The 9,997-nt window shown below is 54.3% G+C and carries 9 protein-coding genes; 4 read left to right on the top strand and 5 right to left on the bottom strand.

Translation table 11 applies throughout. The features are described from left to right. Positions 1-124: 124 nt before the first annotated feature. From AC3B8H_RS14420 to AC3B8H_RS14405, 4 genes are all read left to right on the top strand, one after another. The gene (locus AC3B8H_RS14420) at positions 125-1,546 is read left to right on the top strand and encodes an aryl-sulfate sulfotransferase (protein WP_488442242.1); all 1,422 of its coding nucleotides are present in this window, start codon (positions 125-127) and stop codon (positions 1,544-1,546) included. A 55-nt stretch (positions 1,547-1,601) separates the two neighbouring features. Further along, positions 1,602-3,023 carry a sulfatase-like hydrolase/transferase gene (locus AC3B8H_RS14415; RefSeq protein ID WP_488442241.1) on the top strand — a complete coding sequence of 474 codons (1,422 nt, stop codon included), beginning with the start codon at positions 1,602-1,604 and terminating at the stop codon, positions 3,021-3,023. Between the two features lie 221 nt (positions 3,024-3,244). Next, positions 3,245-3,781, top strand: a complete 537-nt coding sequence (locus AC3B8H_RS14410; RefSeq protein WP_488442240.1) for an REP-associated tyrosine transposase — start codon at positions 3,245-3,247, stop codon at positions 3,779-3,781. Then, positions 3,729-4,109, top strand: coding sequence for a HEAT repeat domain-containing protein (locus tag AC3B8H_RS14405; protein ID WP_488442243.1), 381 nt, complete (start codon positions 3,729-3,731; stop codon positions 4,107-4,109). Before AC3B8H_RS14410 ends, AC3B8H_RS14405 begins: the two co-directional genes overlap by 53 nt. A gap of 485 nt (positions 4,110-4,594) precedes the next feature. On the opposite strand, the gene AC3B8H_RS14400 is transcribed toward AC3B8H_RS14405, so the two are convergent. The 5 genes from AC3B8H_RS14400 to AC3B8H_RS14380 all read right to left on the bottom strand — a co-directional run bounded on the left by AC3B8H_RS14400 (position 4,595) and on the right by AC3B8H_RS14380 (position 9,688). Next, the gene (locus tag AC3B8H_RS14400) at positions 4,595-5,143 is read right to left on the bottom strand and encodes a flavodoxin family protein (protein ID WP_488442239.1); all 549 of its coding nucleotides are present in this window, start codon (positions 5,141-5,143) and stop codon (positions 4,595-4,597) included. A gap of 79 nt (positions 5,144-5,222) precedes the next feature. After that, the gene (locus AC3B8H_RS14395; protein WP_488442238.1) at positions 5,223-6,014 is read right to left on the bottom strand and encodes an ABC transporter ATP-binding protein; all 792 of its coding nucleotides are present in this window, start codon (positions 6,012-6,014) and stop codon (positions 5,223-5,225) included. Then, positions 6,011-6,799 (bottom strand): ABC transporter permease, encoded by a 789-nt coding sequence (locus tag AC3B8H_RS14390; protein WP_488442237.1) that lies wholly within the window; start codon positions 6,797-6,799, stop codon positions 6,011-6,013. Before AC3B8H_RS14390 ends, AC3B8H_RS14395 begins: the two co-directional genes overlap by 4 nt. A gap of 37 nt (positions 6,800-6,836) precedes the next feature. Beyond that, positions 6,837-8,246, bottom strand: a complete 1,410-nt coding sequence (locus AC3B8H_RS14385) for an ABC transporter substrate-binding protein (protein WP_488442236.1) — start codon at positions 8,244-8,246, stop codon at positions 6,837-6,839. A 56-nt stretch (positions 8,247-8,302) separates the two neighbouring features. Continuing rightward, positions 8,303-9,688: an amidase gene (locus tag AC3B8H_RS14380; RefSeq protein ID WP_488442235.1), complete on the bottom strand. Its 1,386-nt coding sequence runs from the start codon at positions 9,686-9,688 to the stop codon at positions 8,303-8,305. Between the last annotated feature and the right edge of the window lie 309 nt (positions 9,689-9,997).

Here is a 9,997-nt window from a genome sequence, read left to right as displayed (position 1 = left end):
ACTCGATCCATTCGCTGGTATGGAAGTTGCGCTGCCTTCGTCACTATCGTATTGGCGATTGCAAAATCATTGGCCGATGACGGAATTCGTTACGTTTTTTCGATTTTTATTTACAGGAACTGGCTTGATACTTAATAAACATCCCAAACTAGCCGCTTTAGCTCTGGCAATTGCCACGGTATCGGCGAATCACGCATTCGCGGCGCCCAGCATTTATCCCACCGGCGTCACTCGCTACGATCCCGGCAAAGCCTATAACAGTTATGTGCTGTTTTCCGGTGCCGACCGGAAGACCCATCTGATCGACTTGAACGGTAACGAGGTACATCAATGGGCCAACTCCGGTCAACCGCCGTTGTTCCTCGATCCTCAATTGGTCAACGGCCAGCAGGGCCATGTGTTGTTACAGTTTTCCGGTGCAACCGGCGGCGGAGCCAATAATAAGGAAGCGCAATCCATAGGCGAAGTGGATTGGGACGGCAAGGTAGTCTGGCAGTGGGGCGGCGCCAAAGCCCAGGATACTTACGGAGCCTCCGGCAACAGCAACGATAGCAACGGTTACGGCACGGCCATCAGGCAGCATCACGATTGGCGTAGACTGCCCAACGGCAATACCGTGATTTTGATCAATTACGAAAAACCGGTAAAAGGCTTCAAGGCCGAAAAATTGCTGGACGATGGCATTTACGAAGTCGACCCGAAAGGCCAGGTGGTCTGGAAATGGCATGCCTACGACCACCTGAACGAGTTTGGTTTCAGCAAGGCCTCGCTCAAATATCTGCACGAAACCCTGGGCCGCGGCAACGACAAAACCAAACCCTTCGATTATCTACATTTCAACAATATGTCCGTGGTCAGCCCCAACAAATGGTTCGATGCCGGCGATCAGCGTTTTCATCCAGATAATTTATTGATCGATTCGCGTGAAGCCAATTTCATCGCGATTATCGACAAAAAAACTGGCAAGGTGGTCTGGCGCATAGGTCCGGATTTTACGCCGGCCAGTTTCGAGAACAAGGTACCGCGGCCGGTAGACCAGATCAGTGGCCAACATGATGCTCACATTATCCCCAAAGGCCTGCCCGGCGAAGGCAATTTATTGGTATTCGACAACCAGGGCGAAGCCGGCTACCCGCCCGTTAAATTGGGCGTAGGTGGACAACTCGGTTCGCGGGTGCTGGAGATCGACCCGATCAAAAAAGAAATCGTCTGGCAATATACCGGCGCTGATTCCGGCCGCCCCAATTACGCCTTTTATAGTTCCTATATCAGCAGCGCCCGGCGTTTGCCAAACGGCAATACCCTGATCGATGAAGGCATGAATGGCCGTTTTTTGCAGGTAACTGCCAAGGGTGAAATTGTCTGGGAATATATCAGTCCCTATTTCAACCAACCGCGCGCCGACGATCCGCAGCAAATATCCAGCAACACCGTATATCGCGCGCAGCCGGTGCCGTATGACTGGGCGCCAGCCGGCACGCCGCACGCCGAGAAACCGGTAAAAGCGCAGGACATCACCCAGTATCGCGTACCAGCCAATCCTTGACCTTAGCGCGGTACAGATTCATGACGACTATTTAAACTTCACCTTGGAAGAAGCCTTGAGTTCATTCAACAACAATCGCCGCCGAGTGCTGAAAGGGCTCTCGGCGCTGTCGCTGGCATCGCTGGTGACTAGCTGCAAATTTCCGTCTGCCGCCGATAATAAAGGCCAGCCCAATATCGTTTTCATTCTGGCAGACGATCTTGGTTACGGGGATTTGAGCGTCTACGGTCAAACCGATTTTCAAACGCCACAACTCGATAGGCTTGCCCAGCAAGGCCTGCGCTTTACCCAGGCTTATTCCAACTCGGCAGTCTGCTCGGCAACGCGCTTCGGTTTGATAACCGGCCGCTATCAATACCGGTTGCGCGGCGGTTTGGAAGAGCCCATCGCCGGCGCCTCGGAGACCATCGGCTTGCCATCGGAACATCCGACCTTGCCCTCGTTGTTGAAGAAAAGCGGCTACACCACGGCCTTATTCGGCAAATGGCATCTGGGTTCCCTGCCAAAATTCGGCCCATTAAAAAGCGGTTACGACGTGTTTTTCGGCAATTACGGCGGTGCCATCGATTATTTCACCCATAAATCGGGCAGTGGCGAGAACGCCAAAGACGATTTGTTCGAGGGAGAAGTACCGGTGCATCAGGTGGGTTATTACACCGATCTGCTTGCCGACCGGGCCGTCGATTACATCGGCCAACAGCAAGCCGGCAAACCGTTTTTCCTGTCCTTGCATTTCACCGCCCCTCACTGGCCCTGGGAAGGGCCGCAAGACGAAGCGGCTTCAAAGGAAATCAAAAGCTTGTTTCATTACGACGGCGGCAATCTGGCGACCTACGCCAAGATGGTCACCACGTTGGACACGGCCATCGGCCGCGTCTTGAAAGTCCTTGAAGAGCGCGGGCTGGATCAAAACACCATCGTGGTGTTCACCAGCGATAACGGCGGCGAGCGCTTCTCGAAGACCTGGCCTTTTAGCGGTCAGAAATCCGAGCTGCTCGAAGGCGGCATCCGCGTGCCGGCGATCGTACGCTGGCCGGAAAAAATAAAGCCTGCGCAAGTAACGGAGCAAGTGGCAATCAGCATGGATTGGCTGCCGACCTTGCTGGCCGCCGCCGGCGGCGCGCCGGATGCAGCCTATCAACCCGATGGCGACAATCTGCTGCCAGTGATCCTAGGCAACGAGAATCCGCATCCGCGCACCCTGTTTTGGCGTTACAAGGCCAACAAACAACAGGCCGTGCGCTCGGGTGACTGGAAATATCTGAAAATCGCCGACAACGAATTTCTGTTCGACGTCGTCGCCGATCAGCGCGAACGCGCCAATCTGGCCGAAAAAAATCCGGAAATTTTCACCCAGCTCAAACAACAATGGGAGGCCTGGAATGCGGCTATGCTGCCCATTACAGACGATGTGCGGACCTATTCCATAGACGGTAAAGTCCAGGCGGATCGGTATCGCTCTCTAGCGGGAGATTAGCGGCTGAAGCCTATTTCACCCCAAACCGGTTTCCATTCCGATTTGATTGCACAAGTAGTGAATGTCGGCTTGCGAGAATGGCGAACTGGTGCTCCCGACCCAAAGAAAGGCGAAGCCGGTTTTCTAGTGAACGACTGGTCTAGCCTTTACAGCAACCAATTAATCCCAACTGTAGGGCGGATAAGCGTAGCGTCATCCGCCAAATCGGTTAAACTTTCCTAATGCCAAACTATCGACGCAATCGCATTCCCGGCGGCACTTATTTTTTCACCGTTAACTTGCTTGAACGGAAATCGTCGCTACTGATCGAGCATATTGGAGAGTTAAGAGAAGCGGTGCGAGTGGTCCGGGAAAAGCAGCCATTTCATATCGATGCTTGGGTGGTTTTGCCTGATCATATGCATGCGATTTGGACGTTACCGGCTGGCGACGATCAATATTCCAACCGATGGCGAGCGATAAAAAAAGCCTTCTCGAAAGCGATACCTAAAACCGAATATCGCTCGGCAATCAGAATGAAACGCCACGAGCGAGGCATATGGCAACGTCGTTTTTGGGAACACACCATTACCAATGATGCCGACTATGCGGCACATATGGATTACATCCATTATAACCCTGTCAAGCATGGTTGGGCAGTCACGGTTAAGGATTGGCCATATTCAAGTTTTCATCGGTTGGTCAAGATGGACCTTTATCCGCTAAATTGGGCGGGCTTGGACTTGCCATTGTTGGAAGTGGGTAAATTGGATAATTGACGCATTATCGGCGGATGACGCTTCGCTTATCCGCCCTACGGCCCTGATTGCCGCACTAAACGACGATTACTGGCAGGTACGCTTGCGCGCGGCACGCGCACTCGGCAGAATCGGCCATGCCGATGCAGTGTCGGCATTGGTGGAAACGCTGACGCATCCGGTCAGCAATCTGCGCAAGGAAGCGGCGATTGCGCTTGGCGAAATCGGCGCCGAGGCCGCCGTACCGGCACTAACCGCCGCCGAAGCCGATCCCGACCCCGAGGTGCCCAAACTGGCACGCATAGCGCTGACGCGCATTGATAAGTCAATTGGGCAAGCGCGATATTAGGTTCAGTTACGTTGATAAACTAATGTTACAAACAGGATTTTCGCCCTGTCGTTTTGCCGCATATTCCTCTAACTACCAGTCATCAATTCCAAATCGGGTTTTTAGCAGCATTAATCGAGAAAATTTCTCGAGCATTGCAATTCAGAACTCAATCACTCGAGCTTTTTTCTCGAACGATCTGGTTCAAAGCACTAATGCCCGAGCTCGCCGCTAGAATGTTGGAGCTATTTTGGAAAATGATCGGGAAAAAAGCTTGGCCGTCCGGGAAAATTGGGTCGGTCCTCAGTTTGGCAACTCGGCGTGTGGCATGTAAAGTGGCATTTGTTGATATTCAATTTTGGTGAATTCAAAAAAACCAAGGTCTTTGGTCGAACCCAAACGGAAATGTGGAATTTAATCTTGAATGGTGGTTTGTTATTTAAATCAGTTATTTAAATAACAAAAGTTGTAGGGTGGATAGCGCTTCGCTTATCCACAATATGGTCCTACAGCAATCGCATATGGGTTGCCGCAGCGCAAAGAGTGGAGCCGAAGGCAACAGCCGATGCTTTAGAGTCCGGATTGACTAATTTATCGTTGTTATCATATTGGGCATAGTATGAGCCGAGGAAGACCATGCCGAGATATTCGCAGCTTAGCTCAAATGGTTGATTGAATGCTGACGGTAGACTTGGATTTGTGCCGGTTGAAATCACTGCCAGAGCTTTACCACGAAGTTGATGACCAAGTGATTGACGGAATGAAAGCAAATCGCTCAATCGATCGAAGAAAGTTTTTGCTTGCGCACTCATGGTGTACCAGTGCAAAGGTGTAGCGATAACCCAAACTGGTGATGGCATAAGTTGTTCGACAAGCGGTAAAAAATCATCGCCCGCATTGGCATATGAATAGGAAAAGTACCCGATATTCTGTATAGAAAAATCGATTAGGGGCGCGCGATCTTCAGGAAGAACGATGCGCGAAAGATCGAAAGTGTTTCCGTTTGACCGGGATGAGGTGAGAAGAATAACCGGTTGATTAGGATTTATGTGCATAAAGTTGATAGATGTACTGCCTTCATCGAAACATTCAAAATCTAATCTGCTTGTCTCAAATGGTAGGCAATTAACAAAATCACCGTAAAGGCAGCTCAGCATCTCGTAAATGCAATAGCTGCAGGCAATGGCGCTTGAGGTGCATGAAAGCTTCCAAGGTAAGCAATTCGGCAGCGCGGGGCCGTTGAAAGTCCACAGCAAGGTTTTCGATGATTCGTCCCGGCCGGGCACTCATCACCAAAATACGATCTGCCAGAAACAGGGCCTCGTCGATGTCGTGGGTGACGAATACGATGGTGGTATTGAAGCGCTCCCAAACCGTCAGCAGCAACTGCTGCATCATGATGCGGGTCTGCGCGTCCAGCGCGCCAAAGGGTTCGTCCATCAGTATCACCTTGGGCGAATTGATCAGCACTCTGGCGATCTCGACCCGCTGCTGCATGCCACCGGATAATTGGGCAGGATAGTGCTCTTCGAAACCGGTCAGCCCCATCAGCTTTAACAACTCGCGCGCTTGCTCATGGCGGGTGTCGCGAGTGATGCCCTTCATCTTCAAGCCAAACGCCACGTTGTCGATCACCGATTTCCACGGAAATAGCGTGTGTTGTTGAAAGACGATGCCGCGCTCCGAATCCGGTCCGTTGATCGGTTTGGTGTCTACCTGGATACTGCCGCTACTGGCGGGTAAGTGGCCGGCCAATGCGCCCAGCAAGGTGGATTTGCCGCAGCCCGACGGACCCAACAGGCAAACAAACTCGCCGGGGGCTATCGAAACGCTGACGTTCTGCACCGCTTCGAAGGCTTGCTTGCCGCTGCCTAAGGTGATCGACAGGTTTTCGATGTCGACGCGACCTGGTTCGGTATGGCTCATAAGGCTTTTGTCTGCGGCCGATGCCAGGGCGTCAAGGCGTGGCCGAGCTTTTTGACCAGTTGGCTGCTGAGCATGCCTAGATCGCCGATCAGCAACATGCCGACCACAATGCCGGCATAATTCTGAATGGTGTAGGCCGACCACGTGTAGTAGCCGATGCCGAATTGCCCGGCGATCATCTCCGCTGTGACCAGGCAAAACCAGGCGGTGCCCATGCCTATCGATAAGCCGGTGAAGATATTCGGTGCGGCGCCCGGCAATATCACTTCGTAAAATATTGCGATTCGATTGGCGCCCAGGCTGCGCGCCGAGGCCAGCAGACGGGCATCGACGCCGGCCACGCCGTGGATGGTGTTCAGCAAAATCGGGAATACGGCGCCGGTAAAGGTGATGTAGGTCATCGACAATTCGGTGGATGGGAACATCAGAATCGCCAACGGAATCCAGGCCACGGCCGGAATTGGCCGCAATAGTTCCAGCGGCGGCAGCAACAAGTCGGCGGCTAAGTGATAACTCCCTATGCACAGGCCCAACACGATACCGGCGATGCCGGCCAACAGAAATCCACTAAACACGCGCGATAGGCTGGCAGTCAAATGCGCCAGCGTTTTCTTGGCATGCAGTAAGTGCCAGGCTTCTTCCAGAACCTCGCCCGGCGTAGGCACGTTTTGAAAGGTGACGATGCCCAAATCCACATGCCGGGTGGATAGCAAGTGCCAGGCGATCAGGCAAATGCCGACCGACGCGGCGCGCAGCAAGGGCCGTTTAAATCGGGTTAAGTTCAAAACGGAAGTTTTTGTTTATCGCACGACGCGCGTCGGTTCATGACGGCGCGTCGGCAAAGGCGGTCTTCGCGGCGGCAAAATCCAATACCCGGCCGCCCCGCTGGCTGGCTTGGGCATCCGCCTGTTCTTTTGATAGAAACGCGCTGAGGCGGTTTTGCGCCAGCACGAACCAGGCGTCGCTTGCCAAAAACTTGATGCCGCTGAGGCTATCCTGCAGATACACCGCGCGGGCCGTTTGGCCGGCTTTGTTCAACGCATTCAGTGCGGTAAAGGCCGAGGCGGCGGAGGCGTAGCTGCGAACCTTGGCTTCTCCACTAACCCAGATCTGCACGGCTTGCTTGAAGTCGGTTATCGGCTGGCCGCTGGTGGCATCTTTCGCCGTGATGGGCGCCGGCGAGTAGTCGCTCAGCTTGGCGTCGTAATCCAGCCCGGCTTGCTTGAACGCGGTCTTGAGATAGCGGTCGTCGATGTATTGTTCGACATCCAAGTCGGTGGTGGCGCGCTTCAATAGTTTCAAAGTCTCAAAAGCGGTTTTCACGGCTTGCCGATATTCCGGTTTCCAAGTCAAGTCCCGGGTTTGCACGCCCAGCGGGCCGTGGAACAGGTACGCCACTTCCGCTTCGATGCCGGTGTGTTTGGCAATCAGCTCGCTGTATTTTTCCGGTTCGGCCGTCAGTAATTGATTGGCTTCCTGCGCGGCGCGCAAAAAGGCGACGATCAGTTCGGGGTACTGTTCCGCAAAACCGGCATCGGCCAGCGTGCCGTGGAAGGTCGGCGTGTTGGATTGCGCGCCGTCGTAGATTTTTCTGGCAAAACCGCGATAGGGGAATAACTCTGCAAACGGCACGAAATCCGCGTGGGCATCGACTTTATGGGTCAATAGCGCGGAACCGGCGACTTCCGGCGCCTGGGTGATGATGGTGACGTCCTCGTCAGGATTCCAACCTTGCTGGGCAACGGCCCTGAGCAGCATGCCGTGGGCGGTGGAGGCGAACGGCACTGAAATGGTTTTACCTTTTAATTCGGCCAGGGACTGCACGGCCGAATCCTTGGGCACCACCACACCGTTGCCGCTGCCGGCGGGGCTACCGGACAGTACGTTGATGAACAGGCTTTTCTTGCCGGCCTTGCGAAATGCCTCGATATTGAAGGCACCCGGAAAATCGGCCATCGAACCGATGTCCAACTTGCCGGCCACCATTTCGTTAGTCAACGGCGCTCCGGAGGTGAAGTTATGCCATTGGATGTCGTATTCGGCGTTTTGGTATTTGCCGTCGTGCGGCAGATATTTTTCCAACAGTTGCAGTTCGCGGATCAACAGGCCGCCGGCGGCGCAGTTGATGGTGGTGTCCTGGGTACCGATGGCGATGCGGATTTTCTCGGCGAAAGCCCAATCGCTGGATAGCAGGCTGACGAGAAGAACCAGATTGCGCAGTGTCAGGTTCAAAGCGAATAGGTTATTACTTGATACTTTTTGAGTGCTGATGGCTTTCATGAGTCGCGTTACGCGCGGGTTTTGTTAATTACGCTGTCGAAAGGCCTCGTGACGAACGGATTCGCGGCTTCGTATGCCCGCGACGCACGCAGCACCAGCGCGTCATTGAATTGAGCGCCGACGATATGCAAGGCCACCGGCAGGCCATGACTATCGAAACCAATCGGCACCGCTGCCGCCGGTTGCTGGGTCAGGTTAAACGGCGACAAAAACGGTGCTTCCGGCGCGATACCCAGGGCCGGTACCGGTTTTGAGGTAACCGGCGTGACCAGCAAATCGTAGCGCTGGTGGAAGCGGCGCAGAGTTGCACCTAGTGCGGCGCGACGCTCGTGCGCTTCGACGACCTCGGCCAGGGTATGCTTCTCGGCTTTTTCAATGGACGCCTGAATGGCCGGATCGAGCAACGCCAAGCCGGCGTCGCCGATGTCGCGCCGCAGGCGGATGGCGCGTTCCGCCGCCAGCGCGTCCAGGATGGGCGCGGGGTTTTCGAAACCGGGATCGACGTTTTCGACAATCGCACCCAGCTTGGCCAGCTCGGACACCGCTTTGTCGACCAGGGTTTGAATTTCCGGATCGACAGTCAGATAACCCAGAGTCCGGCTGTAGGCAATGCGTAAGCCTTTGATGCCGTTATTCAGCTTATCGGTCCAGTCGCGGCCGTCGCTGGGGAGACTGGTCCAGTCGCGAACATCCGGCGCGGCAATCACATTAAGCAACAGGGCCGCATCGGTGACGGTGCGGGTCAGCGGGCCGATATGGAATAAGGTGCCGTTATGCGCTGCCGGAAATCCCGCCACTCGGCCGTAACTGGGTTTGAAACCGTATACACCATTCACGGCGGCCGGTTGGCGAATCGAGCCGCCGCCATCGGTACCCACTTGCAAGGGGCCCAGACCCAGCGCTGCCGCCACCGCCGCGCCGCCGCTACTGCCGCCGCTGGCGTGTTGCCTATCCCAGGCGTTGGGCGTGACTCCGGCCAGCTTGGTTTCGGTCAGGCCTTTCCAGCCGAACTCGGCGGTTTGGGTTTTCCCCAACAAAATCGCGCCCGATTCGCGCAGCCGGGCGGCGGCCGGACTATCCTCGGTTTGCGGTTTGTCCGAAGTGGCCAAGCTGCCTTTGCGGGTGGGGAAACCCTGTACGTGCAACAAATCCTTAAATCCCACCGGCACACCGTCCAGCAAGCCTTGGGGCTTACCTTTGTGCCAGCGCGCTTCGGATGCTTTTGCCTGAACCAAGGCGTTTTCCGGGTCTATTGCGCGATAAGCGTTGTAGTAGGGCTGTGAGCTCTCGATGTGATTGAGGATCGCTCTGCTGACTTCAACAGGCGATGTCGATTTTTGCTTATACAGTTTGAGCAACTCGTTTGCGCTAAGTTGGGTCAAGTCAGCAGTCATAGTCCTAAGTAGATGCAAAAGCCGGAAGTACCTTTATCCGTCAATTTCCATGCCATTCGGTAAGACGTTGTTTTGAGAAGAAAGGCTGGATTTTTCCGTAAAACCACTGTTACTAAAGAAGCAATCATTGTTGATTGGCTGATGATTTAAGACACTGGATGTCGAAAAATACCAATGGCTATTGCGCAAACCATGAGTAACAAATCAGCCGCCATATAAGCGGAGGAGACATGTCGTGGTGTAAGATTCAGGGCGATTGGCTGGTTTTTGCCGAGAACATTGTTGGGCAAGGCACCAATGGTTATTCCT

The sequence above is a fragment of the Methylomonas sp. BG-2 genome (assembly GCF_057766305.1).
This window is presented reverse-complemented; position numbering and strand designations above follow the sequence as displayed.